General features: G+C 68.7%; 35 protein-coding genes. 1 reads left to right on the top strand and 34 read right to left on the bottom strand.

The annotated features are described in order from the left end of the window. Positions 1-2: 2 nt before the first annotated feature. Together QUV83_RS08260 and QUV83_RS08255 are read right to left on the bottom strand one after the other, a co-directional pair. On the bottom strand, positions 3-884 hold the full coding sequence (locus tag QUV83_RS08260) for a hypothetical protein (RefSeq protein ID WP_289563792.1): 882 nt from the start codon (positions 882-884) through the stop codon (positions 3-5). After that, positions 884-3,547, bottom strand: coding sequence for a phage tail tape measure protein (locus tag QUV83_RS08255; protein WP_289563790.1), 2,664 nt, complete (start codon positions 3,545-3,547; stop codon positions 884-886). Before QUV83_RS08255 ends, QUV83_RS08260 begins: the two co-directional genes overlap by 1 nt. Before the next feature lie 43 nt (positions 3,548-3,590). On the opposite strand from QUV83_RS08255, the gene QUV83_RS08250 reads away from it, so the two are divergent. After that, positions 3,591-3,758, top strand: a complete 168-nt coding sequence (locus QUV83_RS08250; protein WP_289563789.1) for a hypothetical protein — start codon at positions 3,591-3,593, stop codon at positions 3,756-3,758. On the opposite strand, the gene QUV83_RS08245 is transcribed toward QUV83_RS08250, so the two are convergent. The 32 genes from QUV83_RS08245 to QUV83_RS08090 form a co-directional block, all read right to left on the bottom strand. Further along, on the bottom strand, positions 3,755-4,093 hold the full coding sequence (locus QUV83_RS08245; RefSeq protein WP_289563787.1) for a hypothetical protein: 339 nt from the start codon (positions 4,091-4,093) through the stop codon (positions 3,755-3,757). The two genes, QUV83_RS08250 and QUV83_RS08245, sit on opposite strands and share 4 nt — an antisense overlap. 14 nt (positions 4,094-4,107) lie before the next feature. Then, the gene (locus QUV83_RS08240; RefSeq protein WP_289563785.1) at positions 4,108-4,677 is read right to left on the bottom strand and encodes a hypothetical protein; all 570 of its coding nucleotides are present in this window, start codon (positions 4,675-4,677) and stop codon (positions 4,108-4,110) included. Positions 4,678-4,762: 85 nt separating this feature from the next. Then, positions 4,763-5,278: a hypothetical protein gene (locus QUV83_RS08235; RefSeq protein WP_289563783.1), complete on the bottom strand. Its 516-nt coding sequence runs from the start codon at positions 5,276-5,278 to the stop codon at positions 4,763-4,765. Between the two features lies 1 nt (position 5,279). Continuing rightward, the gene (locus QUV83_RS08230) at positions 5,280-5,513 is read right to left on the bottom strand and encodes a hypothetical protein (protein ID WP_289563781.1); all 234 of its coding nucleotides are present in this window, start codon (positions 5,511-5,513) and stop codon (positions 5,280-5,282) included. A gap of 41 nt (positions 5,514-5,554) precedes the next feature. Next, positions 5,555-5,893 (bottom strand): hypothetical protein, encoded by a 339-nt coding sequence (locus tag QUV83_RS08225; protein WP_289563779.1) that lies wholly within the window; start codon positions 5,891-5,893, stop codon positions 5,555-5,557. Positions 5,894-5,973: 80 nt separating this feature from the next. After that, positions 5,974-6,363: a hypothetical protein gene (locus tag QUV83_RS08220; RefSeq protein WP_289563777.1), complete on the bottom strand. Its 390-nt coding sequence runs from the start codon at positions 6,361-6,363 to the stop codon at positions 5,974-5,976. After that, the gene (locus tag QUV83_RS08215; RefSeq protein ID WP_289563775.1) at positions 6,363-6,776 is read right to left on the bottom strand and encodes a DUF6093 family protein; all 414 of its coding nucleotides are present in this window, start codon (positions 6,774-6,776) and stop codon (positions 6,363-6,365) included. Before QUV83_RS08215 ends, QUV83_RS08220 begins: the two co-directional genes overlap by 1 nt. Next, positions 6,773-7,192: a Gp19/Gp15/Gp42 family protein gene (locus tag QUV83_RS08210; protein WP_289563773.1), complete on the bottom strand. Its 420-nt coding sequence runs from the start codon at positions 7,190-7,192 to the stop codon at positions 6,773-6,775. The genes QUV83_RS08215 and QUV83_RS08210 overlap by 4 nt, the downstream gene beginning before the upstream one ends. A gap of 14 nt (positions 7,193-7,206) precedes the next feature. Further along, complete coding sequence (locus QUV83_RS08205; protein ID WP_289563772.1) at positions 7,207-7,452, bottom strand: hypothetical protein; 246 nt, start codon at positions 7,450-7,452, stop codon at positions 7,207-7,209. An 11-nt stretch (positions 7,453-7,463) separates the two neighbouring features. Then, entirely contained in the window at positions 7,464-8,408 is a 945-nt protein-coding gene (locus QUV83_RS08200; protein ID WP_289563993.1) for a phage major capsid protein, read from the bottom strand. Positions 8,409-8,421: 13 nt separating this feature from the next. Beyond that, on the bottom strand, positions 8,422-8,916 hold the full coding sequence (locus QUV83_RS08195; RefSeq protein ID WP_289563771.1) for a capsid assembly scaffolding protein Gp46 family protein: 495 nt from the start codon (positions 8,914-8,916) through the stop codon (positions 8,422-8,424). A 65-nt stretch (positions 8,917-8,981) separates the two neighbouring features. Further along, the gene (locus QUV83_RS08190) at positions 8,982-9,995 is read right to left on the bottom strand and encodes a hypothetical protein (protein ID WP_289563769.1); all 1,014 of its coding nucleotides are present in this window, start codon (positions 9,993-9,995) and stop codon (positions 8,982-8,984) included. Next, complete coding sequence (locus tag QUV83_RS08185) at positions 9,964-11,337, bottom strand: phage portal protein (RefSeq protein WP_289563768.1); 1,374 nt, start codon at positions 11,335-11,337, stop codon at positions 9,964-9,966. The genes QUV83_RS08190 and QUV83_RS08185 overlap by 32 nt, the downstream gene beginning before the upstream one ends. Before the next feature lie 16 nt (positions 11,338-11,353). Next, positions 11,354-12,976 (bottom strand): hypothetical protein, encoded by a 1,623-nt coding sequence (locus QUV83_RS08180; protein WP_289563766.1) that lies wholly within the window; start codon positions 12,974-12,976, stop codon positions 11,354-11,356. Continuing rightward, positions 12,966-13,196, bottom strand: a complete 231-nt coding sequence (locus QUV83_RS08175; RefSeq protein WP_289563765.1) for a hypothetical protein — start codon at positions 13,194-13,196, stop codon at positions 12,966-12,968. The genes QUV83_RS08180 and QUV83_RS08175 overlap by 11 nt, the downstream gene beginning before the upstream one ends. A 925-nt stretch (positions 13,197-14,121) precedes the next feature. After that, entirely contained in the window at positions 14,122-14,523 is a 402-nt protein-coding gene (locus tag QUV83_RS08170; RefSeq protein ID WP_289563763.1) for a hypothetical protein, read from the bottom strand. Between the two features lie 261 nt (positions 14,524-14,784). Then, a complete protein-coding gene (locus tag QUV83_RS08165; protein WP_289563761.1) occupies positions 14,785-14,970 on the bottom strand; it encodes a hypothetical protein in 186 nt (61 codons plus the stop codon). After that, positions 14,967-15,479 (bottom strand): hypothetical protein, encoded by a 513-nt coding sequence (locus QUV83_RS08160; RefSeq protein WP_289563760.1) that lies wholly within the window; start codon positions 15,477-15,479, stop codon positions 14,967-14,969. Before QUV83_RS08160 ends, QUV83_RS08165 begins: the two co-directional genes overlap by 4 nt. After that, positions 15,476-16,324, bottom strand: a complete 849-nt coding sequence (locus QUV83_RS08155) for a helix-turn-helix transcriptional regulator (RefSeq protein WP_289563759.1) — start codon at positions 16,322-16,324, stop codon at positions 15,476-15,478. Before QUV83_RS08155 ends, QUV83_RS08160 begins: the two co-directional genes overlap by 4 nt. Then, positions 16,317-16,541 (bottom strand): hypothetical protein, encoded by a 225-nt coding sequence (locus tag QUV83_RS08150; protein WP_289563757.1) that lies wholly within the window; start codon positions 16,539-16,541, stop codon positions 16,317-16,319. The genes QUV83_RS08155 and QUV83_RS08150 overlap by 8 nt, the downstream gene beginning before the upstream one ends. A gap of 381 nt (positions 16,542-16,922) precedes the next feature. Next, the gene (locus QUV83_RS08145; protein WP_289563756.1) at positions 16,923-17,372 is read right to left on the bottom strand and encodes a hypothetical protein; all 450 of its coding nucleotides are present in this window, start codon (positions 17,370-17,372) and stop codon (positions 16,923-16,925) included. A 142-nt stretch (positions 17,373-17,514) separates the two neighbouring features. Then, the gene (locus tag QUV83_RS08140) at positions 17,515-18,558 is read right to left on the bottom strand and encodes a hypothetical protein (protein ID WP_289563755.1); all 1,044 of its coding nucleotides are present in this window, start codon (positions 18,556-18,558) and stop codon (positions 17,515-17,517) included. Then, on the bottom strand, positions 18,555-18,734 hold the full coding sequence (locus QUV83_RS08135) for a hypothetical protein (RefSeq protein ID WP_289563753.1): 180 nt from the start codon (positions 18,732-18,734) through the stop codon (positions 18,555-18,557). The genes QUV83_RS08140 and QUV83_RS08135 overlap by 4 nt, the downstream gene beginning before the upstream one ends. Next, complete coding sequence (locus QUV83_RS08130; RefSeq protein ID WP_289563751.1) at positions 18,731-19,180, bottom strand: hypothetical protein; 450 nt, start codon at positions 19,178-19,180, stop codon at positions 18,731-18,733. Before QUV83_RS08130 ends, QUV83_RS08135 begins: the two co-directional genes overlap by 4 nt. Beyond that, entirely contained in the window at positions 19,177-19,584 is a 408-nt protein-coding gene (locus QUV83_RS08125) for a hypothetical protein (RefSeq protein ID WP_289563749.1), read from the bottom strand. The genes QUV83_RS08130 and QUV83_RS08125 overlap by 4 nt, the downstream gene beginning before the upstream one ends. A gap of 8 nt (positions 19,585-19,592) precedes the next feature. Then, positions 19,593-20,240 (bottom strand): hypothetical protein, encoded by a 648-nt coding sequence (locus QUV83_RS08120; protein WP_289563747.1) that lies wholly within the window; start codon positions 20,238-20,240, stop codon positions 19,593-19,595. After that, on the bottom strand, positions 20,240-20,437 hold the full coding sequence (locus tag QUV83_RS08115; protein WP_289563746.1) for a hypothetical protein: 198 nt from the start codon (positions 20,435-20,437) through the stop codon (positions 20,240-20,242). The genes QUV83_RS08120 and QUV83_RS08115 overlap by 1 nt, the downstream gene beginning before the upstream one ends. Then, positions 20,434-20,829 (bottom strand): hypothetical protein, encoded by a 396-nt coding sequence (locus QUV83_RS08110; RefSeq protein ID WP_289563744.1) that lies wholly within the window; start codon positions 20,827-20,829, stop codon positions 20,434-20,436. The genes QUV83_RS08115 and QUV83_RS08110 overlap by 4 nt, the downstream gene beginning before the upstream one ends. Beyond that, positions 20,823-21,275, bottom strand: a complete 453-nt coding sequence (locus tag QUV83_RS08105) for a single-stranded DNA-binding protein (protein ID WP_289563743.1) — start codon at positions 21,273-21,275, stop codon at positions 20,823-20,825. The genes QUV83_RS08110 and QUV83_RS08105 overlap by 7 nt, the downstream gene beginning before the upstream one ends. After that, complete coding sequence (locus QUV83_RS08100; protein ID WP_289563741.1) at positions 21,272-21,541, bottom strand: hypothetical protein; 270 nt, start codon at positions 21,539-21,541, stop codon at positions 21,272-21,274. Before QUV83_RS08100 ends, QUV83_RS08105 begins: the two co-directional genes overlap by 4 nt. Beyond that, positions 21,538-21,954, bottom strand: a complete 417-nt coding sequence (locus QUV83_RS08095; RefSeq protein WP_289563740.1) for a WhiB family transcriptional regulator — start codon at positions 21,952-21,954, stop codon at positions 21,538-21,540. The genes QUV83_RS08100 and QUV83_RS08095 overlap by 4 nt, the downstream gene beginning before the upstream one ends. After that, on the bottom strand, positions 21,951-22,730 hold the full coding sequence (locus tag QUV83_RS08090) for a hypothetical protein (protein ID WP_289563738.1): 780 nt from the start codon (positions 22,728-22,730) through the stop codon (positions 21,951-21,953). The genes QUV83_RS08095 and QUV83_RS08090 overlap by 4 nt, the downstream gene beginning before the upstream one ends. Positions 22,731-22,861: the final 131 nt, after the last annotated feature.

Here is a 22,861-nt window from a genome sequence, read left to right as displayed (position 1 = left end):
CTCTACCAGCTTCCTGGCCGGACAACGGCCGTCAGACGGGCGCCCAGATCGACGCCGAGCGGGATGAACGCGAGCTCGATCGAGCCGCCAGGAGGGATCAGAGGCCAGTCGCGGTACGTCAGCAGGCCGCCACGATCAGCAGACCCGTCGATCAGCACGTTGCCCGTCGCGCCGTCCAGCACGAGGACCGAGCCAGCCGACACCGGACCCGAGAACCGCAGCCGGCGATCCGAGTCGACCTGCGCGATGTCGAAGCCCGACGGATCGACCGGGCCCTCGACCTGGAAGAGGATCGGAACCGCCGCGCTGCCAGGATTCGACACCACGATGCGGCCCGTATCCGACGCCTCCCCGTAGTCCAGGTAGCCCAGGTCAGTGCCCGCGCCATCCGTGTACAGGTCGTACTCGAGACCGCCACGCAGCACCGGGAACGTCGTCGCAACCGACATTGGGGGGGAGTAGCGGAGAGGGTCAGGGGCAACCCACTCGATCGCGTACGGGAACCCGCCCGACGCCCACGCCCCACCAAACGTCGGCTTGAAGCGGGTCAGGCGGGCGAACGCCGTGAGCGTCCTCCCGCCGTGCGTGACCACCAGCTCCTCAGTGGAGCCCTGCCCACTCGGCCACGCCGCGGCGCTCTCTAACGCCAGGAGCCGTGCATCACGCTCCTCCGCCGAGTACGTCGACCCCGTGATGATGATCGTCCGCTCGTCAGACCACACAGGGCCGTCGAAGCGACCATGTGCCTGCTGTCGAGGCTCCGTGTCCCGGCGGGCCGGCGGGAGGTCCGACCAGCCCTCGAGGGTTGAGAGCCCGAACGGCGCCCCATGCACCCCGGAGAACGTCAGGCCACGCCACGTGACGGTCGTTGTCGAGAGGTCCATCAGAGGGTCCTCCCTGCCATCGCCCAGGCGACCTCGCGGCCGACATCCTGCGGCGTCCCCTGCACGACCTTCTCGACATGCACCAGCGGCCCCTCTCGGACAGACTGGGCGGGCGCAGAGGGTGCCGGCGATCCGCCGACATAGCCGCCTGTCGCGAACCGCATCGCGTTGAGGTCGTCGAAGAACCCGCGCCCATATCGCTCGACGGCCGCGGTCTTCACCACGAACTCGCCGTGCGATAGGAGTGCCGGGATCGAGTCCGACGTGGACGTGCCCGCCCCGAAGACCGAACCGCCACTGGCGCGACGGACCGAGACCGGCGACTTCGCCGGGTTGTAGTTCGGGTCACCGTCCACCCGGGCTTGGATCGTGATGCCGATCGCCGAAGCGCGCGCCCGGAACGCGTCGATGTCCCGCTCAGCGTCCGACGTGTTCACCGTCACCACCGCGGCCACGTTGCTCGGGATGAGCTTCAGTGAGTCCGCGAGGGCGTACGCCTCATCGGATGACATACCCATCGCCGTCGCGGCCTCCACGAACCGGTCGCGCGACACCTGCATCGACGCCTGGATCTCCGACTGGCTGGCGCCATTCGCCCGCAGCGACTCGATGAGCCGCCAGCTCGCATCGGCGATATCGTCGAGTGCGGACTGGTTCGCCCGCCCCTTCGACGTCGTGATGTCGAGAGTCTGCCCGTTGTCCTTGAGCGCCTCAGTCGCATCGTCGAGCGCCTGCTCAAACCCGCGCTGGGCAGCGCGCAGCGTCAGTACGACACCGGCGAGATCCGACTGCCCCTCGATGAGCGCGTCGATGGCGTCAACCTGCTCCTCGATGGCGACCGTGGTCCCCTCGTAGGAGTCCGCGACGTCACCCTGGTCCTTCGCGGCGCCCTCATCCGCCTCGGCCTTCTGGCCCGCGATGCGAATGGCTTCCTCGAGTGACTTGCTACTGCCGGCCACCGACTGCTCGACGGTCATCTGCGCCGCGACATAGTCGCTGAGCGAGACGCCCGCCGCCTTGGCCGCGGCCGACGTGCCCTTGATGTCGCCGTCGAACTTGTGGAGCTCGGCGTCCACCTTGCGCATCGCCTCGACGTTGCCCATCGCCGCGTCAGTGACGAGGTCCAGGTTCACCCCGAGGACCTTCGCGCTGTCGAAGGCGGACTCCTTCTTGAACACCCACCAGCCCTGTCGTGCGGCCAGGTCGTTCTTCGTGATCTCCCGGGTGTTCTTCGTGATGGCGCCGGACGTCGAGTCGAGCGACGCGAGCAGCTCCTGCACCTTGGCGTCCGCGCTCGCGCTCGCCTGAGCCCAGGCCGTGAGGCCGACAGTGGCGATCGCCAGCGCACCGCCGACCGAGCTCACGAGGATCCCAGCAGTCTTGGCAGACATGCCGAGGCCCTGGATCGCGACCTTCGTGCTGTTCACCCCGACGAGCAGCTTGCCCATGCCGGCGACGCCGAGCGCCACGAGCCCGGCGCTACCCGTGAGGAACAGGGTCGCCTGCTGCACGCCCGAAGGGAGCTCGTTGAACTTGTTCACGACCGCGGTCGCGCCCTGCACCAGGTCGCGCAGCATGGCGTCGCCACCACTCCCGGCCTGGATGAAGGCGGTCTCAAGGGCCCCCGTGAACTCCTCGATGTCACCCTTGAGGTTGTCCATGCGGGTCGCGGCCACCTGAGCCGCGTACCCCTGGTCGTCGACGGCCGCGATCCAGTCGCGGATCCCCACCTCGCCCTGGGTGTAGAGGATGTTCGCGGCCCGAACGGCGTCCGACCCGAACATGACGCTCATCGCGGAGTTCCGCGCCTCGGGGGTGAGGTCCTTCATCGCGTTCTTGAGACGACCCGAGAACTCTGCAAGGCCGACAAACTCACCGTTGGCGTCATATGCGCTCAAGCCGAGCGCATCGAAGGCCTTCTGCGCCTCCTCGGACTGCGGGGTGAGGCGCTGCAACATCGTCTTCAGGGATGTGCCGGCGTCGGACCCGAGCAGGCCGGCAGAGGCGAACGCGGACAGGGCGCCCGTTGTCTCCTCGATTGACAGGCCCGTCTGAGCGGCGATGAGGCCGCCCTGCTTGAGGGCCATCCCAAGGTCGGTGACGTCACCCATCGCCTTGCCCGCGCCGGCGGCCAGGAGGTCCGCGACGTGCGAGACGTCCTTGCCCTTGAGGCCGAACTGCGTCAGGGCGATGCTCGCGATCTCCGCCGCCTCGCCGACTCCCAGGCCGCCAGCGGCGGCGAGGTCGAGCGCCCCATCGAGGCCGCCGCCGAGGATGTCCGCGGCAGAGATACCAGCCTTCGCCATGTTCTCGATCGCCGCCGCGGCCTCAGTCGCGGAGAACGCCGTCCGCGCGCCCGCGTCAATAGCGGCCTCGCGCAACTCCACCATCGAGTTCCGCGCGTCGTCACCAGTGGCCGCGACCTCCGACATGGCCTGGTCGAAGTCGGCGAACTTCTTCACAGCGAGGAGCGCGACGCCAGTCAAGGCGAGCCCCATCGCGCCGACCGAATTCGTCAGCTGGTTGATGTGCTGCTCGTTCTTGCCGACCGCAGTTAGGCCCTTCGAGGCGAAGTCCTCGGTCGCCTGCTGAGCGGTCTTCATGCCGGCCACGAGGCCCTGCACATTGGCCATGAGCTTGATCGAGATGGACCGGTCGGCCACGACGAATCACCCCTATCAAGGTCGAAGGTGCTTTGATGGGGGAATGACTCGCGAGTGGTGGACCTTCAGCCGCATCTGGATGGCGGTGGTCATCGGCGCTTTAGTCGTTTTTGCGATCGTCGCGGCCGTCGCAAGCGGCAACGCGAACCGCGAACGCACGCAGTTGCTCGTCTGCATCCAGAGCGGCACGCCCGCCGCGCTCTGCGACTAGCCAGCCGTCGCTGAGAACAGCAGCGCGCGGGGCTCATCCGACTTCTCGTCGTACGGCTTTCGCGCCTTCATCACCGACGTCGTCGCGTAGCAGCGCGTTGGCGGGGTCGTCGTCCAGCGCCCCTCAGACGCCGGGTCCGTGCACACGGACAGCGGGCGCCCACACAGCGGGCACTGCCGCGATTCATGCTCGGCGAGGGCGAGCATCCACGCCCGCTCCTGCTCATCCCACTCGGCCTCACGGGTCGTCACCGACCGGATCAGCCGCCCGTCCTCGTCGTACTCGTAGTCGGTGAACTCCGCCGGCTCCCAGCCTGAGAGCCGGCGGTAGGACACACCGAGCGTGCGAGCTACTGAGAGGTCTCGGACGAGGCCCGGCTCGTCGTCGAGGCGGCGCGCGAGAAAGGGACCGAGACGCTGCCTCGGTTCAGCGTGAACACCGCGTCGGCGAAGTCCGCGTACTGCCGGTCCGTCATCTCGTCAGCGAGGGATGCCCAGTCCTTCGCCGGGTCGAACTCGACCGGCTCGTCGCCGCGCTTCACGTCCACGATGGTCCGCACGTCCCGCGGCCGGTCCTTGTCGACGTACATCAGGACGGCCTCGAAGAAGGCCTCCTTGTTGCCGCCGAACGCCTTGTGCTCCGGATCGTCCGTGGCGGGGTTCTCAGCCAGGACTTTCGCCCAGGTCGAGCGGGGCAGCCCGCGCAGGCGGAAGTGGACGACCTGCTCGAGCATCTGCCCCTCGATCGCCTGCACCTCCGCGGCCAGGCGCGTGACCTCCGCGTTGCCCGTCAGGCGGTCACTTGCGGGGGCCTTGCGTGCCTGCACGAGGGCAGCCTCAGCCCGCTCCCACTCGACCTGCAGCGAGGCGTCAAGGCACAGCGGCACAAGCTTCTCAGGGCGCTTGATGATCAGACTCATGATGGATCTCCCGGCTCAAGGGGTTCCGGCTCGGAAAGGGGGACCCCCGCCCGACCTGAGCCGGTAGGTCGGGCGGGGGAGTAGGTCACGAGGTGGCGATCGCCACGTCGGTGCGCACAGGGCCGGTGACGAACAGCTTCTGCGCCGTCTTGAGCACGCTGTTCGCCTCGGGCGGCAGGTCGCTGTACTGGCCCGGCTTGATCGGCCAGACCGAGACCTTCTGCGTGGTCGCTGCCAGAGCGGCGTCGAACGGCAGCCCGCGGCGCACCACCAGGTAGGCGCTCGACCCGGGGATGAGCGTCGACTTCGCCTTGTTGTCCGTCGCGGCGTTCGGCGAGTTCGTGTTGTCGATGTACACGACATCGAGACCGCGCGAGGATCGGCCAGGCTGCTCGAAGGTCTGCGTCGAGCACAGCCGCTCATCCGCGATGGCCTGCTCGCTCAGCGACGGAGTGAACCCGTCCGACGTCAGGTAGCACGAGATGTCGGCGACACTCACCGCGTTCAGCTCGCTGAGCTTCGGGGCGTCGGGGTCGGCGAGCGTGGGGACGATGAGCACCATGACGTTGCCGTCAGCAGGTGTCGAGGGGATGTCGGCCATGTCAGTTCTCCTTCTCGGTGGCCTCGCCCGCGCCAGATGGCTTGGGCTTCGAACGCGCGGCCGACTGGCCCGCGAGCGTCAGGTGGTGCTTCGGACGGCGCTCCATGAAGGCCGGCGGGTACCGGTCCGACTTCACGCGCTCGAACGCGGTGCCGATGCGCGGGTCGTCCTCGTAGACGTCGAACTCGTGGCGCGTGTCGACATCGCGGACGCGCACGAACATGCGTCGAGGCATGGCAAGTCGCCCCTCTCAGGGGTCAGGGGGTGAGGGAGGTGTTAGGCCGTGCGGGCTGCGGTGAACTGATACTCGAGCACCCCGTACATCGGGTGCTTCCCAGTCGTCACGACCGTCACGTCACGGTCCTCGACCGGCTCCCGCGTGTTCACGAGCTCGAGCGGCGACGTCGACCAGCCAGTCGCGACAGGACGCTTCCCCTCGAGCGCGACCTTGTCGGCCACGATCCGCGCACCCTGCGCCGTCCCCGCGTACACGAGCACACGGACACGACACGTGTAGAGCGCCGCAGTACGCGCCTGTGAGCGCTCAGAGGGCGTGGGGAGTGACATCGTCACGTACAGCCACGGCGGGGCAGGGACCTTGCCGTCAGGCGTCATCACCTGCCCGTCATGGACAGGGAGTGTGGGGTCGGCAGGGAAGAGCGCCAGGACCGCGGCACCGAGGCTCACAGCGCCCGTCATCCGAGCAGCCGTTCAGCGACATCCCCGAGGGCCTTGAGCATCCGAGGCTCCTCCTCGCGGACCGGCTTGTCGATGTCGCCAGTCCCGCCGCCGCCAATGACCCCGCCGAAGAAGAAGATGTTCCCGAGCGCACCGCCGCGGCGATCCTTGTCGGGCCCGATGGTCGACGTGATGCCACGCGGCCCCTCGGTCGTCTCGTACGTCACAGACCCGGCCATCCCACGGAAGTGCCGGGACTTCGCAGCCTGCTCGTTGAGGTCGTTCTTGATGTTCAGCGACCCCTTCTGCACCACACTGCGGATCTCAGTCGAGACGCGCGCAGGGGCAGCAGCAAGGGCCGCGATGAGGCTGTTCAGCTCCGACGTGTCGATCTCGAAGCCCGCCATCAGACGACCTCCTCGACACTCAGCCGGTACGCGGTTGCCGCCGTCTTGTGCAGTAGCGCCACCACCCGGAACTGGTTCCCCGCGAGGTGCGGATCCAGTGCAGCCGCCGTGATCGTCACGACCTGACCGATCGCCGGCGAGAACGCCCCGACCGGGACATGCACCGAGTACCGCTGGATCGTCATGGTCGCGCCGCCGACCTCGGGGTTGCGCTCGTAGGGCTCGTACGTCTGGACCTTGCAGCGGCCCCTGTGGGGCTCGATTGCCGGGCCGTAGACCGTCGCGTACGTCGGAGTGTCAACACCCGTCAGGGGGTCCGTCGTCGTGCCCGTGATGGCCTGGACGGCGCACGCGTCGGTCATCTGGCGTTCGGCGAGCTGACGACCTTGCAGGACCGCGCTGTGGGCGCTCACAGGTTGAGCTCCCACCAGTTCAGCGGGTAGCCCGACACCCAGTCAGGCTCGAACCCGGGCCGAGTGGAGAATGCCGCTGACACACTCGCTGGCGTGAGTAGCGCCCACTCGTCGTCCGTCAGGAAGATCTCACCCTTGCGGGCGTTCTCGTTGAGCCGGTAGTTGTAGTCATCGACCCCCTCGGAGACCTTCCCGTCAGGGTTCTTGATCTTCCGGATGACCGCGTTCGCCTCGACCGACAGGACGGTCGTCGCGGCCGGGAAGCCCGCGGCCACAAGGGTGAGCAGGTTCGGGATCCGGGCCAAGATCAGGCCCTCGACGTCACCGAGCCAGGCGTTGACCTGGGCGATCTCGTTGGCGTCGGCGATGGGGCGGCCAAGCCGCACGCCGACATCAGTGATGTTCGCGAACGTCATGGCCGCCCCACCTCCTACTCGGTCGCCTCGACCGCGTCGACCGCGGCCTTGATGTCCTCACGCTTGGCGTCCTCGGCGTACTCGACTCCGAGGGAGTCGGCGTACTCCGCCCACGCTTCGCGGCCGGCGTTGCCCCGCGGGCGCCCGCCCTCGTCGTCGGACTCGTCGGCAGGGCGGTAGCCGCCACCGAGGAGCTTGGCCTCGAGGTCGCCGTCAGCGTGGACGACCGTTCCGGTCTCGCGGTTCTTCAGTCGGGTCACGGGGTGCCTCCTCAGGCGGTGTGGTCGGTGTACTTCACGAACGCCGCCGTGTCGTTGATGAGGAGGCCATACTCAGCCTCCGCGCGGATCGCGACGAGGTTGTTCTCCCACAGCGACGTCAGGGCGCCGTTGATGGTGACCGTGGCCTGGGTCGACACGTCATAGGAGATGCCTCCCACGACGCCCCAGATAGCCTGCGACCAGTCGCCGCCGTAGCCGACGATGCCGCCCGTGTTCGGCGTGCCCGTCACGACGGGGGTGGCAAGACCGTCGCCGATGAACGCAGGCCGACCGATGAGACGACCCGGGGTGACGACCGAGGTCGTGTCCTCGAGTGGAGTCTCCACGAACAGGGGTCGGCCGTTGTTGTCGACGGCGCCCAGGAAGGTCGGCTCGACGACGCGGTCGAATGCGAAGCCTGTGAGCTTCTTCTTGTCCGTGACGAGCAACTTGAGGCCGGCGACGATGTCGCCATACACCCCACCGCTCGCCTTCACGGTCGTGCCCAGCTCGACGATCTTCGCCGACTGGTCCACGTGCTGCCCGAACGGGGTGCTCGTGCCGTGGAACGCCGCCGCGTCGAACGCGACCGCGAACGCCTCGGCGATGTCCTCCCGCAGGAGGCTCATGTAGTTGCCCGGGTTGGCACGCACGACCTCCGCGGAGACCACGGCGATGGCCGCGATCTTCTTCGGGGTGATGGTCTTGATGCCGAGCTCGCCCTTGGACGCCGGCTTCTGCCCGCCCTCAGCGACCCACCCGGCCGTCGCCTTGCTGGTGACGACAGGGACCTCGGCGCCATTGATGCCGAGCGGCACCTGACGGGCGAGCTGCATGAACGAAGACGACTTGCGCGCCTGGGCGAAGTACGCCTCGGCCTGGTCGGGCTTGAGGAACCCAGCGAACTCGCTGGTCTTGCTGGCGGCGGTGATCGCCATGGTGTCCTCCTGGGACAGGGAAGGGCGTCGCCTACGCGATGCCGAGAGCGTTCTTGAGCGCCGACTCGATGCCGTCGCCGTTCAGTGCGAGCGCGCCCGTGGACCCCTGGGAGGGGTCGGGCCGCGGTGTCGTCGGAGCGTTGAGCCGCGCGAGGAGGACGTCCGCCTTGGTCGAGATCTCGTCCTCGGTCTCGCCCGTCAGGAACTCCACGAGGTCAGCCGGCACGCCCTTGGCGAGCGCGACCTTGTTCACGGTGTTCTGACGGGTGACCTCAGCGAGCTGGTCGCGGTACGCCTGAGCGTCCTGCTGCGCCTTCTCGAGGTCGGACAGGTTCGCTCGGCTGATCTCGTCGAGCTTGGCCTGCAGTTCGGCCGCCGACTTCTCGGCTGCCTTGCGGGCCGCTCGCTCGTCAGTGAGCGCCTTCTCACCGTTGGGCCCGAGCGGCTTGTCCGCAGGATCGCCCTGCTGGGCCGCCGGCTCGGTGGTCTCTGCGCCCGGAGCGGACGCGGTCGTGGTCTCCGACATGGGTCTCCCAATCGCTGGGGTGGAACCCGACACCGCATCGCGCGGGCGGGAGGATGTGAGGAGGGTCAGAGGACCCACCCATAGAGCCGCAGGAGGCGTTCCTGGTCGGCCTTGCTGGTCGCGATCTGCGCGATGGACTCGGGCATGAGCCTCGGCGCCTTGAGCTGCATGTAGCGGCCCGACTTGGACTCGCCCATGGCGCGCACGTAGCCCGCCTGGGACATGCGCGCGCGAGCGAAGCCGCGACGCGTCGTGCCCTCGGTCGTGTACTTGATGCCGCGCCCGTAGACCTGCGCCGGCCGGACGCCACCGCCCTTGCGGTAGGCGTTGAGGATCTGGTTGATGTCGGCGTCGTGGTCTCGCACCGCGGCGGCATTTGCCTTCGACCCCATGAGCCGCGCCTGCCCCGCCTCGTCCAGCGAGTCGAAGTACGCGCGCGAGTCGATCGTCAGGTCATCCGCCAGAGACTCCGCGGCGGGGATCGACCGGCAGTCGCAGCCCGGGTGCCGCTGGAACGCCACGGACGAGTGCGACCGCTTCCCAGCGAGGACCACGCATCGGCCGCACGACGGCGGGTTGAGCATCCGCACGTACCCCGTGACCGGGCGGGCCATCGTCGCGAGCTTCTCCGACGACCGGCCCGTGTCCGACAGGAGCGTGCCGACCGCGGTCGACAGCCACTGCGACGACGACGCCAAAGCCTCACGCGTCGACGCGCCGGCAGCCACACGCTGCTTCGCGTGGATCACCGACCCATACAGCAGCGAGTCCGTCGGCATCCCGTCGCCCGCGAAGCCCACCAGGGACTCTGCGTTGACCGCGAACGCCGCAGACAGTGCGCGACGTTGACCCGTCTCCTCGAGGACCGCGGGGATGTACTCCTGCGCACCCGCGAGGACCCGGGCCTGCGCCGTGTCCGCGATCGTCAGCAGCGCCGGCTCGATCGTCAGATACGACGCGTCGAAGTCCTCGCCCATCCGGCGCCACTGGCGCTGAATGGCCGACACTGCGGCGCTGATCTCCGCGCGCTGGTCTCGCGCGTACGCCTCAGCCGACGACGGCAGGCTCTGACGCAGCACGGTCAACCTCCCCCTTCTCCCTCACCAGAGCGAGATACGGGTCGACCTCCTCCGCCCGCTCCCGGGCCAGGTACTCCCGCTCCTTCGCCTTGCGCGCCTCGGACCAGCCGAGCTCGTCCCAGTAGCCCTCGCGGGACAGCACGCCGGCGGCGCGCCGCTTGGCGAGCGCGTCCTCACGCTGCGAGACGGTCGGCGTGGCGGGGTCGAAGAAGTCCACGCGAACGCGGTTGCCGTCCACCCATGTGTCGGTTGCGAACCGCAGCGCGAGCGCCGCGACCCACCCCAACGTCATGCCGACCTGCTCGTTGTCCGCCTCGATGCCGCGAGTCAGGTTCGCCTCGTCAGCGTGGATGGCGCCCTCGGTGGGCGGGTTCGTCGACGTGATGCCCCAGTAGCGGGCCGGGAAACCCGTCACCGTGGACGCCTGCGTCCCGTACACCTTGAGCGCCGTCTCGAAGTTCTTGAGGTCGGCAGCCGAGAACTGGCCCCACTTCGAGTCCTTGTCCGACAAGATCTTGATGACGTCGAAATACGCCTCGAACTGGGGGACAGGCTTGCCCTGGGCGTCCACAAAGTCGCCCTTGGTGACGCCCGTCGCCCAGATGCCCGGGATGCCATGCGCCTCCTGGGCGAACTGCATGTTCGTCAGGGAGCGGGTCGCCGCGTCCACCAACGGGATCAGGTCGGTCAGCTCCGACTCGCCCGACCAAGAGCCCGACCGGCGCCTGTTCAGGTGCATCACGACCGGCACCGAGCCGAGCCTGTGCTCGTCCCGGCTGGTCTCGACCCACACGCCCTGATCCTTCGCCGCCCACACGGTGGCATCTGGCTGCAGCAGCGTCACGAGCTTCGGGCTCAGGTCTTCGTCGGTCGCCCCGTACAGCCGGCACGCCGAGGTGATGACCTCGGTGCGGGGGTCGACGAACGCGCTCATCTCCCGCGGGGACTCCACGCGCACCAGGGGCAGCGACTTGTCCTTCTCGTTCGCCCCCACGCTCATGAACGCACGGCCGTAGACCATCCGGTCGACGTTGAACATCGACGTGTGCGCCGACAGGTTCGAGGCGTCCCAGATGGCACGCAGCTTCGGGTCCGCAGTCTCCTCACCAGGCAGGATCAGCGACCGCACCTGCTGCCGAGCGTTCTTCGTGTCAACGAACGTCCGGCACCAGTTCGCGATGACCATGAAGCGCCGCAGGTTCGGCGGGATCGCCATACCCAGGTGCTCCACGCGCTGCGCGCCGAGGTAGTACCGCAGCAGCAGCTCGTCGGTGTGTGCACGGCTCTCGAGGTCGCGCTGGTGCTTCTCGATCAGCGCCAGTTCGCTGGGGGTCAGTGCCACAGGTCCCCCTTCGAGGTCAGCGTGGAAGTCGGATGTACGCCGGCCCGGACTCGGTCCAGCCGTCAGCACGCATGTCAGCGGCGGCCTCGTGCGCGAGCACGTCGGCCATCAGGACGTCGATCTTCTGGTTCTCGGACGGCTTACCGAGGATGTACTTGTCGCCCGCCTTCGCGACCTTCCGGGCCGCGAGGGCATGAAGCGTCGCCGTGGGGTCGCCGTCATGCGTCGTGGCGAGCTCCGTCGTGTCCTCAAGGAACCGGGACAGCGCGTCAAACATGCGGCTGATCTGGTTCGTCGGCCACAGCACGACAACGTCGTCACCATGCTCGAGCGCCCACTCATCCGCCTGCGTCTCCCAGTGCCGCGGGTCCACGTACATCCGCGCGACCTCGTACTTCGCGAAGATCTCCGCGACCGCGGCCTTGACCTCCCCGCGGGGGATGCGACCCTCCCAAGCGGCCGGGTCCCAGATCGTCGGGCGATTGTCAGGCCCGTACGTCGGCGTGAACCGGTACCCATCCGCCGTCTCGCAGCGAATCGCCGTCCAGTCGCCCGAACGCGACCCGTCGAACCCGATCGCGATCCGACGCTCCGAGGAAGGCGTCTTCGCGGCGGAGTTCGTCCAGAGCTTCTCGGGCATGTACGACCCGAGACCCTGCACCAGGCGGTTCCCGTAGAACCGCTCAGCCTGCGTCGGATCCGTCTCGACAAGCTCGTTCGCCTCGGCGTCAATCGACTCCGGGTCAACCCATGGCGAGTCCGCGTACACGTGCACGTGGATCTTGTGGCGCTCGGCCTTCTTCTTGTACGACAGGTTCACCGGCGGCTTCCGGTAGTACCGGAAGATGTCCGTCTGGCGCGAGTCGAACGCGATCTGCGCCGCAGAGTTCTCCATCGGGTCCCACGGGTTCGTGAGCTCGATCGTGCGCCCCTGCATGGCGGCGATGCCACGACGCATGGTCTGCCACGTGTCGAGCACCTTGTTCCGCGCCGTGTAGAGGCCAGACTCATCAGCGAGGCCACCAGTCAACGGCTGCCCCAGCTTCGACTTCGCAGCCGCCGACAACGGGACGATCTTCCCCCGGTTCGGCAGGCGGATGAAGCCCTCACGGACATGCACGAAGTCACGGAGCGGACCCGACTGGATCATCGTCTGCAACGGCTCGTACACGTTCTGCGTCTGCGACTCCGCATAGGCGAGCAACCCCAGCAGCGACTTCCGCCGAGGGGCACCCATCGCCTCGCCAGGCGCGTACTCGTACTCCCACCCGCACCCGCACCCGTGGTCCTCGCAGCGGTACACCTCACCGCCGGCCGCCCAGCCCGCGAACGTCGTCGGGCCCACACCCTCAGCCAGCAGCATCCCCGCGCCCCAGGGCGACTTCCCGCACTTCTGCGGGCCCACCACGATCGAGCGACGGTAGTGGAACGGCGCCAGCAGGCGACGAGGGTCAACGACCGCATCCGGCTTGATCCGGTAGTGGTTCGCCGTGCAGTAGAGCTGCCAGCCGTTGAACAGCAACGGCTCGCCCTCGTACACGCCACCAGGCACCTTGCAGTGCTGCTCAACCCAGTCAGTGACCAGGAAGCCGAGCGTGTGCAGCGGGTTGAAGTCGAGGGCGAGAGAGTCAGCCGCCACCGTTGACCACCGACAGGCGGTCACGCGACGAACGACGCGGGGGAGCGGCAGCCTCAGCGTTCGCAGCAGCCTTCGCCGCAACCTCGTCGGCGGCGATCGCCCAGCCGTTCTCCTTGAGGCCGGCAGGAGTCAGACCAAGATCCGCACGGGCAGCACGAAGAGCCGCGTACACCCCAACCGGGGCATCCTCACCCTCGCCACGCACCTGCATACGGACCATGTCAGCGATCTGCCCCCACCGCCACGACTGCATCGACCACGCACACGCCTGCGGAGTAGCCCACAGGCCATCCCACACGGCGAGCTCACGGTCAGACGCGCCAGGCAGAGGGAAGTCAGGGACCTCACCCTTGTAGCCCTCACTCGGGAGAGCCGTCAGTTTGTAGCCGCGACGCTCACTGCGGCCCGAGTTGGGGTCCGCAGCAGGGCCGGACCGGTTGCGTGCACCGCCTCGAGCCATGTTCATCACTCCTCGACGGCATCGCGCCGCCATCAGGGTCGGGGGAGCATCGCGCTCCACCCAGAGACTTGACCAAACCATGACCAAAGTGGGCCCAGTGCGGAAGGTCTGAACCCTCCGCACATCTGAGGCCCCTCACCGGCGGTGCGGCAGGGTGCCCCTCGGCCCCATCCCCTGGGGTGTTCATGGTCTTCCTTGACCTGTCCTTGACCTACTCGTGACGCGCTCTTGCTCCACGTCGACCACCGTCGCCCGTGTTACAGGTGACGGTCTGCGGCCCGAGGTAGGCACTGCGGTCCTCGGTGTGCCCGAGGTGCCAGATGCGTCCGGTGATGCGTTGCCCGCAACCATCGGCGCACATGACGATCTCGCCGGCGTTGATGCGGCGCTGCCAGTCAGCTCGCAAGGCCGCGTGCTCTGCCCCATACCCACGCTGTGTGGGGGTGCCACGTCGGGCCTCGTACTCCCGTGCATGGGTGGGGCAGTAGCGCTCGGTGCCGGTCAGGATGGTCGGGCATCGCTGGCCTGGGCATCGTCGTCCGGCCATCGTCACCCCCTACGACGTTGCCCCCACCCGCGCATGGTCGCTCGCCCCGGTCAGCACACGTGTAGGTCGGGGGGTTCCAGACGCGCGGGTGGGAGTGGTCGCGGTGCCGCGCCTAGGTGCGGCCCGCTGTCTGTGGGGTCAGGCGACTCGCTCGCCGTAGTACCCGTGCGCGTAGAGCGCGTTCACGAGTGCGTCGAACAGGTCGCTGTAGAGGTGGGCGAACGGCTCGTTGGTAAACACCAGGTGCTCACCGTCGGGCTCGCCTCGCACTGCGGCGCCGTAGATCCCGGTCGCAGCGTGGTGCACCTCGTGGGAGACGATCATGTTGCTGAGGTAGCCGCGAGCAAGGCGGATCACGGGGACGAAGCCACCGTCGGCAGTGATGTACCCCTGCGTGATGCCGCCCGAGCCGGACAGGTCGTTGCCGTTGAAGCGCTGGCCGGCGTCGCACATCTCGTCGGCGGTGTCGTAGACCCGGACGATGACGCGGTGCTTGGGGCCGAGGGCACGGCTGCTGATGCGGATCCGGCGAGAGGCCATCGTGCGACCTCCCGCTGTCTGTGAGACGCGCACCATCGCCCGGCGGTGACGCGAGGTCGGTGCCGGGCGAGAGGGTGCGCTGCCAGTAGCCCGTGCCACAGTCGATCCGACTGGCCGTCTCTCCCTGACCGGCTCCAACGGATTGCATGATCCCTTGGCGACTGTGGTTGTCCGGGGCATGCGAAGAGGCCGGGAGCGTCTGCTCACCGGCCTCATGGCTAAATCCCTACCGTATCAACATAGGGCCGCCACGCCCTCACGTCAAGTCGGGGTCAAGCGCCGCCTGATCTCGGCGAGGAAGCGGTCCACCGCGACCACCATCGGCGTCAGGATCTCGTCCTGGGTCACCCACCCGAAGGCGTGGAACTCCCGGTGCGCCTCCATGCGGTCCCGCATCAGGGGCGACTCGGCCACGGTCGGCACGTCGCACCACTCGCAGACGCTCACGCCAGCACCTCGATCGGGGTGTCGAGCAGCATCTCACCCGAGTGCCAGCCGTCTACCCCGATCCGCGCCGTCACGCTTCCGATGACGAACCGGGCGATCGTCGATGAGAGGTCTCGCTCTTCGATGATCGCGCCCTTCGCTTCGACCTCGGTCAGCACTCCCTCGTGCAGCGCGTCTCCGCTGCGCACCCGCACCCGCCGACCGATGTCGTTCGCCGTCACCTCACCGAGCGTCTTCCTCGTGCCCGCGGCGGGGGCTCGGACCGCATCCAAGTACCGAGCCGCGGCGTCTGCCGGGACCTGCACCGTGCGCTCCACGAACCGGTCCTCGGCGTTCGGTCCCGGGTGCGCGTCACGGTCGAAGATGTGGACCCGCAACTCCGTGCCGTCGAGCCGGAAGCCGTCGTCGGCCAGAACCTCTGACGGCGACAGGCCGACCTCGTTGAGCAGGGTCACCCTCGCCCTTCGGACGATCTCGACCTCGCGCTCGTAGTCCTTCATGCTGCTCACGCCGCCACCTCCACCCTCACTGTTCGCTTCTCCGCCAGCGCCTTAGCGTCCGCCAGCGGGTACAACCCCATGCCGCCCTCGACCTTCACGGCCTCGACGAGATCCCCTCGCGCGATCCAGCGTCGCACCGTCGACTCCGACGCGGGGCAGTCCAGCATCTTGAGCGCCACGACGATCTCCGGCACGGTCATGAGCCGGTCGTCGAGCTGAGCGACCAGGTACTTCCACTGGTCGTCAATCGCCGTCCGCTCGCCACACTCAGGGCATAGCGCACTCGTCGACGAGCCCTTCACCACGAGCATCCCAAGGCAGTCCTTCGCCGGGCATGGTCCGAGGTAGCCGGGCGCCACACGTGGGTCGAGCGTCATCGTCACCCGCTCCCGGAAGTCGTGCGCCATGTCGGCCAGGTCCAACGCCTCACGCTCGTCCGCGGCGAAGTGCCCGACATGCCGGGCGACCTGCTCGAGCAGCGTCGGCATCGTCGACGTCGTGATCGGGTCGCGCCGCTGCGGGCAGTCCCACCCGGTTGGCACGGGCAGTCCGGGCGTCTGTGCTGCGGCAGCGAACCAGTCGGCCACGCACTTCCCGTCGCACCCGTGCTCGGGCTCGACCTCGTCGTCGATGACCTGACCGTAGAACCGCGCCTGGTCCTCGATCTCCCGCATGAGGTCCGACACGTACACGTCGATGGGCACCCCGGACGCCTCGCCACCGCGCGGCATCCCCGTCAGCGCTTTCCCACCACCGGGCACGAGCCGGGCGACGAGCTGGGGCCACGCTGCGACGATGGCGAGCAGGTCGTCCCGTGCGTCGAGCGCCGAGACCTGCGGGCGGGAGTCAGTCATCGTTGGCGGCCCCCTCGTCCATCATCGGCATCTGCCTGGTGACCGCCTGCGCGGTCCGACACGGGGACTCTTGTCCACACTCGGGGCAGATGGTCCAGTTGCCGTCGTGCAGGTCGAGGACCGCGATGATGGCGTCTTCGAGGATCGGCTGCGCTATGAGCGTGTTCCGCGTGAGGGTCGCGCTCATCGCCGCAAACTCGGCGTCGATGTCGCTCACGCGCGCCACTCCCCACAAGCCGACAGCCTGGTAACGGTTGAAACAAGGGCTGAGCCTTGTGCGACATCGGCCTTGTGCTCCCGATGCCACGCCTTGCGCTGGCTGCTCGACGGGAGGATCGGCGAGAGGGTGCCGCACACACACTTCGCGCACCCGCTGCCGCCGGTGGTGAAGTTGTTGGTCCAAAGATGGCGCCCGGACTCATCGAAAGGACCGCCTTCATTCAGCAGCCCATGTCCCGCGATTCGCACCACACGCCCCCTCCGTCGCCGTGCGCACATTCTACCGGAATACCCGTGCATCCCCTAGCCGGGAATGCCCACCCGAGGGTGAATGGCGGGACGGTGGAATACCGCCCCGCCATTCGGGTCCGGGGCATTCTCAGCGCTGGGTCTCGGGCGTGCAGTACGGGTTGGGTGTGTCGTCGTCCTTCGCGTCGGTGCCGAAGTTGCCGTCCTGGCAGTGCTCCCAGCCGACCTCGAACCCCTCGTCCCACGCCTCCGCCCGCACTGCGGCGAGCATCGCGTCGAATTGCTGACCCCACCCGCTTGAGATGACCCCCACCTGCATCTCGCGGTCAGCCACGTAGATGTCACGCACCCACGAGACGTCGAGGATGTCGGACGTGACGGCCGTCGGGCCGGGTGCCAGAAGACCAGCAGCGGCGAGGGCTTCGGCGACGTGGCGTCCGTGATCCACGGCCCACGCGAGGCTGGACGACCCCAGCCATCCGCACCGGCACTCGGGGAGGAAGGTGAACCGCTGATCACGCACGGGCGGCTTGGCTGCGTGTGCCGCCAGCACCTCCACCGCGCTCGGCTGGCCCGTCATCGCTGGACCTCGACGCGGCTCGGGCACCCGTTCTTGCATGTGGCAGACCCTGGCCCGCAGATGCAGCACGACCCGCGGTGTCCTGGCGACATCGTGCAGCCCGGGTGGGCGCGGCAGTATTCCGCCGCACGCAGGTCGGCGCTCATCGCTGGACCTCCCCAGCACGGGCAGCGGTGAGGGCGGCGGCCGCGATCCGCGCGGCCCAGGGGCACACGGTCACGCTCGGGTCTTGCGGCTCCTCCCCGTCATGCTCCATGCAGTACGAGAACCGGTTCTGGCATCTGCACGGCATCGAGTCGTCCATGTGTGCGCAGTCGGCGTCCTCGACTCGGACGTCACACCTGGCCGCAGCCATGACCGCCCGCTCCACCGCGTCGGCGGCCACCGGGGCGGGGCAGTGGGTGTGCCGCACGGCGTCCGGCTCCTCGGCGCCAGGTGAGGCGAGCCACTGGCGCGCGGCGGGGTCGGTCACCTCGGCCCGCGTCAGGGTGACGCCACACTCGTCGCAGTCCCACGAGGACGCGTCGGCGTCCACCGACGAGGGGGTCGGCTGGGTGGCGAGGAATGCCAGCACGGCGTCCACGACCTTCGCGGTCAGCGGGGCGATGGACTGCCCGAGCAGCTGCACCTGAATCGCGTCGGGGTAGTTCGTGACGCTGCACAGCACACTGCCGACGACCGTGCTGAGCGCCTCCCGGTCCACAGTGGCCGTCGGTGCGGCAGGCGGGGCGTCGGGGCGGTGGAGGAGGGTCAGGGGCGCGCCATCGTCGATGACGAGGCTGGCGCGGATCTGCCTCGTGCCGTTCGCCGCGCACCAGTGGTCGTAGAGGTCGCGCCAGACGGCCTGCCCGCCTTTGTCCAGGAGCACGCTCCCGACCGGCAGCTCATCCAGCTCGCCCGCCGTCGTGATGACGTCGCCCACCGTGGGGCTCACGACGTCGTCGCACCCGCACGTCGCCGTGTGGAGGCTCCCGTGCTTCCCGTCGCTACCGAGCGGCCGGTGATGGTCGCACTCGTCGATCAGGCGCTGGAGGCGGGTGATGTGCTCGTCGTCCCGGTCGCCGGTGCCGGTGGCGCGCGCGACAGCGGCGGCCGCGACGCACAGCGTCTCCCGGAGCATCTTCGGGTCGTCGGGCGCGGTCAGGGTGGTGACCACCGTGGGGCTGGGCGGGGTGATGGGGGTCATCGGGTCACGTCCGCGGGGGTCGCGTTGGACCACAGTGCCTCGCTGGCCTGGCTGCTGTGTGCCCAGCCGTTGTGGTCGGTGGCGAGGTCGCAGCGGAAGTCCTCGCCGCGGACGTTCAGGTGCGAGCCACACTGGCCCGCGCTCGTGTCAGTGATGGGTCGGATGTCGCTGCTCATCGTTCGTTCCTTCCGTCGGTGGTGCTGTGGGTGGTCTCGCGGCGTTCAGCTCTGGCGATGCGCCCGTCAAGGACACTGAGCCGCTGGTACAGCTCGGCGGCACGGGCGAGCGCCCGGTCCGCTCGGGCTTGGTGTCGTGCGGTGCGTGCCCGACCGAGCGCGACGCCGTGGGACGCAGCCCGGTCGGGGAGTGCGGCCGAGTCGGACAGCCGGCGGATCTCGGCGTCGACCCGGTCGCGATCGGCTCGCAGTGACTCCGCCGTGCGGTACGTGCGCGGCGTCGTCTGCCGCTTCGGTGCCGTGGTGGGCAGGGCGACGAGGGCTTCGTCTCCCGGGCGGATGAACCACTCGAGGAGCGGCCTGACCCACGCGCGGGCAGTCGGGTGCTCGGCCTCGTAGGCGTCGCGTCGCTGCTCGAGGAGGGCCATGTACTCGTCGCCGGTCATGACGTGGCCCCGGTGCTGTGGTTTGCGAGGATCTGGCGGACGCGTGCGGGGTCGAGTCCCACACGTGTCTGCGGGGTGGGTGTGGGGTCGAGGTCGTCCTTCGCGCACGCACCGCAGTTGTGGGCCGCGTAGGACGTGTGACCGATGACGGGGCAGCGGGCGAACGTGCTCGAGGTGGCTTCCCCGAGCACCTTGCCCCTGGTCCAGTGCGGGCCGGGGAGGGCGATGATGGCCGGTGTGCGGTTCTTCTCGTCCTGGGCTGCGTGGAGTGCGGCGAGGGCGATGTCGAACGGTGTGCCCCTGTCGGCTGCCTTCCGGAGCTCGGCGACGATGCCAGGGATGCCCCAGTCGCTCCGCAGCTCGTGGATCAGGGCGGCGAGTGCGTGTCCTTGCTTCGAGGTCATCGTCATCATCAAGACGCCCTCTGGTGAGGTTCAGTACGCAACTTGGATGATGACTCGGAGCCAGGGAGGAAGGGAGTTAGGGAGTTAGGGAGTGTGGCATCAATTTCGGAAGGGTTCCCCGAAGGGTTCCTGGAAGGGTTACCCGAAGGGTTTGCGGAAGGGTTCCGGGGCAACTCGGCGACTGCTTCCGAAAGGGTTGCGGACCGCTTCTTGAGGAGCTTCTCGACCTCCTTGAGGTTCCATCCTGTGAGTTGCGGCTGAGCGATCTCAAGCCGCTTGAGCTGGTCAATGACGACGGCGCGGAGGGTGGCCGATGCGATCTCGGCGTGGGCCTTGACGAGTGCCTTCGCCATGTTGGGTGAGCGCATGAGGCCGTCGTGCTTCACGAAGGACCGGACGAGCGCCTCTTCGCTGTCCCGGTCGATCACGAGGTACTCGCCGGTCTCCAACTCGGCCGCGAACATCTCGATGTCATGTGCCGTGAGCTCGCGGGTGTGGGCGGCGATCCTGGCTGGTCGCCAGTCCGCGACGCCGGCGAACGACAGCGTCGGGTGGGTCAGCAGGTGCATGTAGAGCCACTGCCCCGAGGATGTGAGCTCGCGGAAGTCGTCGTCGGCCCAGATGTCGAGCCGGATGCGGGCGTGGTCGCGTGCCATCAGCCATCGCCCCCTGGTCGCTCGATCGCCTGGGCGACGCGTGTCTCGGTCCCGGACAGTGAGTGCCCGTGGAGCTGCTGGTGTCGCCGGCGCTCGTCGCTGGTGTTGGTGTCGGGGCGTCCGCAGGTGCAGATGACGACGACACCTTCGGAGAGGAGTCGTGCGACGGCCTGCACCTCGGCCGGGTCGCGGGTCATGAGTGGTCTCCTGGCTGGTCGGTGGCGGCGAACACGAAGCGGAGGGTGTGCAGACCGGTCCGTCCGGTGGGGTGGGGTTCGCGTCGGGGGTCGGGTCCGGTGAGGTGAGTGGAGTCGTCGTCGGGCCACAGTCCGGCGTCGGTGAAGCCGTCGATGGCGGCCTTGATGACGGGGTACGCGTTCCCGGGGTCGGCGGTGGTGCGGGTCGGGTAGCCGACGTGCACGGTGACGTGGACGTGGTGCAGGGCCTCGATCTGTGCGACCCGGGCGGCGTGCTTGGCGAGGGTGCGTATGGCCTTGGTCCTCTTTGCCTTCGCGGCCCAGTGGAGGCGGTCGTTCGAGGTCATCCAGAGCCCGCGGGGGATGTCGACGGTGAGGGTTGTGGTCACCATCCCGGCACCTGCTCGGGCTCGATGGCCGGCGTCGCCCACGGGTCGTCCTGGGCGAGTCCGTCGGCGTGCCGGGCTGTGGCGGCAGAGGCGGCGCCCGCGTGCCGCTGCTGCCCGCCGCGCTGGACGTGCTCGCGGATGCCGACGATGGCCCGGTGGATCTCGGGGGACTTGCCCTTGCCGCCGTCGCGGTTCTCGTACTCGCGGATGCGGGGCTCACCGGTGACGACGACGAGGGTTCCCTTGTGGAGGCGTTCGGCGTAGGCCTCGGCGTCGTCGCGCCAGAGGGTGACGCGCCAGAACGAGGTGCCGTCGTCGGCCCACTGGTCGCCGGTCTTCTTGCGGTGGTTGTCGGCGACGCTGAGCTCGAGCTTTGGTGCGCCGGACGGCGTGAAGGTGAGCTCGGCGTCGGCTGTGAGGCGGCCCTGGAGGGTGATGGTGGAGTTCATGCTGCGTCCTGTCTGGGGGTGTCGAGGTTGATGTCGTGGAGGCGTCGGGCCTGCTCGATCGCCGTGTAGCCGGGGGTCCCGTCGAGTGCTGCGCGGACCTGCTCGGAGTCGGTGCGGACCTGCTGGCCCGAGGTCGCTTCGACCGCGCGGATGCGCTCAGCCGCGGCGTCGAGGAGGGCGTGCTGGCGGGCGAGGATCTCGGCGGCCTTGACCCGGGCCGTGTTGGTCATCCGCTCGTAGTCCTGGACGGACGGTGCGCGTCTCATGCGCCGAACCAGCGTCCGCGTCGGGCCCGTGCGATGTCGTCACGCTCGGCAGCGGTGAGGCCGCCCCGGATGGTCACCGCGTCGCCCTCGTCGAATGCCCCGTCGAGGCATTCCTGGGTGACAGGGCAGCGGTCGCAGTAGGACTTGGCGTCAGCGATGCGCTCCCTGCGCTCACTCGCGGACTCATGGCCGCTGGGCTCATGAAACAGCGTCGGGTCGGCGTCACCACACGCGCGGTACGCGGCCCAGTGCTCCCCCTTCTCGTGCTCGTCGACGTCGGCTGGTCGGATCAAGTGGCGCTGTGCGGGCATGGCGGTCTCCTGGGCGTAGGGGCGGATGCAGTCGCGGCATCGGGAGCCGCGGTTGTGGACGGGCAGGGTGCAGCGGGTGCAGGCGTGGGTGGGGAGGCTCATGCGGCGGCGCTGCTCGTGATCTGGTCGAGCACCTGGGCACCGATGTGCTCGGTATAGGCCGGGGGGATCGACAGGAAGCACCCGGTCTCGCTCATCCAGGGGGTGCCGAGCATCGTGCGGATGACGTCCAGGTCGGCCGGGACGTACCCCCCCCGTCGGACCTCCCGGGCCTCCCGCTTGTCGCGTCGGGCCCCTCCGTAGGCGCCGGCGACTTGCACGCTCTTGTCGTGCTTGACATGGGGTCCGGGCGGCAGGATCAGCAGGTCGGGGCTGGCCTCGAACAGTCGGTGCCGGTCGACGACGAGCGGCGTGCCGTCGGTGTCGGTGGCGCCGAGGCCGAACATGCGCCCGCAGTACAGGACGGGGTTGACCAGCTCGGGCTTCGCGTCGGCGACGTTCTCGATGACGTACGGCAGGCCCATCTCGATGAACATCTGCCGGGTCACGGCGATGAGCCGGTCGTAGCGGGTGAGCCGGTCCGGGATTGCCGCGGTGCCGCGGGTATAGCCGGTGCACGGCGGAGAGCCGAAGACCGCTATGAAGTCGGGCAGTGACAGGCACTCGACGGTGCCGTCCGGGTGCGTGAAGTCGATCGCCTCGCCCGCGATGAGCCGGACCATGACATCGATCGCGTCGCCCTGGTGGTGCGGGTAGGGGTAGCGGGTCAGACGGGCCGGCGCGTTGTCGACGCCGTAGATGTCGAACCCGGCGCGGTGGTAGCCGGTGGACGCCCCGCCCTCGCCGCTGAAGAAGTCGATCGCTCTGGGCCGCGTCATGACCGCCCCTTCCGCCCGCCAACACCCGCGGCCCAGGTGATCCCGAGGCAGAACCCGAGGCTGACGACGAAGCCGGTGGCGAGGAGTGCGAGGGCGCTCACCGTTCCCACCTCATGACCCACCCGGCGGCG

It is taken from the genome of Cellulomonas cellasea (genome assembly GCF_030372105.1).
Classification (GTDB): domain Bacteria; phylum Actinomycetota; class Actinomycetes; order Actinomycetales; family Cellulomonadaceae; genus Cellulomonas_A; species Cellulomonas_A cellasea_A.
The sequence above is the reverse complement of the archived record's forward strand: the minus strand, read 5'-3'. Positions and strand labels throughout refer to the sequence as shown.

What these genes read in the sequence shown, in the direction of transcription:
- QUV83_RS08260 (WP_289563792.1), bottom strand. Translation starts at nt 884, where the DNA reads ATGGACCTCTCGACAACGACCGTCACGTGGCGTGGCCTGACGTTCTCC.
- QUV83_RS08250 (WP_289563789.1), top strand. Translation starts at nt 3,591, where the DNA reads ATGACTCGCGAGTGGTGGACCTTCAGCCGCATCTGGATGGCGGTGGTC.
- QUV83_RS08240 (WP_289563785.1), bottom strand. Translation starts at nt 4,677, where the DNA reads ATGAGTCTGATCATCAAGCGCCCTGAGAAGCTTGTGCCGCTGTGCCTT.
- QUV83_RS08235 (WP_289563783.1), bottom strand. Translation starts at nt 5,278, where the DNA reads ATGGCCGACATCCCCTCGACACCTGCTGACGGCAACGTCATGGTGCTC.
- QUV83_RS08230 (WP_289563781.1), bottom strand. Translation starts at nt 5,513, where the DNA reads ATGCCTCGACGCATGTTCGTGCGCGTCCGCGATGTCGACACGCGCCAC.
- QUV83_RS08225 (WP_289563779.1), bottom strand. Translation starts at nt 5,893, where the DNA reads ATGACGCCTGACGGCAAGGTCCCTGCCCCGCCGTGGCTGTACGTGACG.
- QUV83_RS08220 (WP_289563777.1), bottom strand. Translation starts at nt 6,363, where the DNA reads ATGGCGGGCTTCGAGATCGACACGTCGGAGCTGAACAGCCTCATCGCG.
- QUV83_RS08210 (WP_289563773.1), bottom strand. Translation starts at nt 7,192, where the DNA reads ATGACGTTCGCGAACATCACTGATGTCGGCGTGCGGCTTGGCCGCCCC.
- QUV83_RS08195 (WP_289563771.1), bottom strand. Translation starts at nt 8,916, where the DNA reads ATGTCGGAGACCACGACCGCGTCCGCTCCGGGCGCAGAGACCACCGAG.
- QUV83_RS08175 (WP_289563765.1), bottom strand. Translation starts at nt 13,196, where the DNA reads ATGGTCCGTATGCAGGTGCGTGGCGAGGGTGAGGATGCCCCGGTTGGG.
- QUV83_RS08170 (WP_289563763.1), bottom strand. Translation starts at nt 14,523, where the DNA reads ATGGCCTCTCGCCGGATCCGCATCAGCAGCCGTGCCCTCGGCCCCAAG.
- QUV83_RS08155 (WP_289563759.1), bottom strand. Translation starts at nt 16,324, where the DNA reads ATGACTGACTCCCGCCCGCAGGTCTCGGCGCTCGACGCACGGGACGAC.
- QUV83_RS08145 (WP_289563756.1), bottom strand. Translation starts at nt 17,372, where the DNA reads ATGACGGGCCAGCCGAGCGCGGTGGAGGTGCTGGCGGCACACGCAGCC.
- QUV83_RS08140 (WP_289563755.1), bottom strand. Translation starts at nt 18,558, where the DNA reads ATGACCCCCATCACCCCGCCCAGCCCCACGGTGGTCACCACCCTGACC.
- QUV83_RS08135 (WP_289563753.1), bottom strand. Translation starts at nt 18,734, where the DNA reads ATGAGCAGCGACATCCGACCCATCACTGACACGAGCGCGGGCCAGTGT.
- QUV83_RS08130 (WP_289563751.1), bottom strand. Translation starts at nt 19,180, where the DNA reads ATGACCGGCGACGAGTACATGGCCCTCCTCGAGCAGCGACGCGACGCC.
- QUV83_RS08125 (WP_289563749.1), bottom strand. Translation starts at nt 19,584, where the DNA reads ATGACCTCGAAGCAAGGACACGCACTCGCCGCCCTGATCCACGAGCTG.
- QUV83_RS08120 (WP_289563747.1), bottom strand. Translation starts at nt 20,240, where the DNA reads ATGGCACGCGACCACGCCCGCATCCGGCTCGACATCTGGGCCGACGAC.
- QUV83_RS08115 (WP_289563746.1), bottom strand. Translation starts at nt 20,437, where the DNA reads ATGACCCGCGACCCGGCCGAGGTGCAGGCCGTCGCACGACTCCTCTCC.
- QUV83_RS08110 (WP_289563744.1), bottom strand. Translation starts at nt 20,829, where the DNA reads ATGGTGACCACAACCCTCACCGTCGACATCCCCCGCGGGCTCTGGATG.
- QUV83_RS08105 (WP_289563743.1), bottom strand. Translation starts at nt 21,275, where the DNA reads ATGAACTCCACCATCACCCTCCAGGGCCGCCTCACAGCCGACGCCGAG.
- QUV83_RS08100 (WP_289563741.1), bottom strand. Translation starts at nt 21,541, where the DNA reads ATGAGACGCGCACCGTCCGTCCAGGACTACGAGCGGATGACCAACACG.
- QUV83_RS08095 (WP_289563740.1), bottom strand. Translation starts at nt 21,954, where the DNA reads ATGAGCCTCCCCACCCACGCCTGCACCCGCTGCACCCTGCCCGTCCAC.
- QUV83_RS08090 (WP_289563738.1), bottom strand. Translation starts at nt 22,730, where the DNA reads ATGACGCGGCCCAGAGCGATCGACTTCTTCAGCGGCGAGGGCGGGGCG.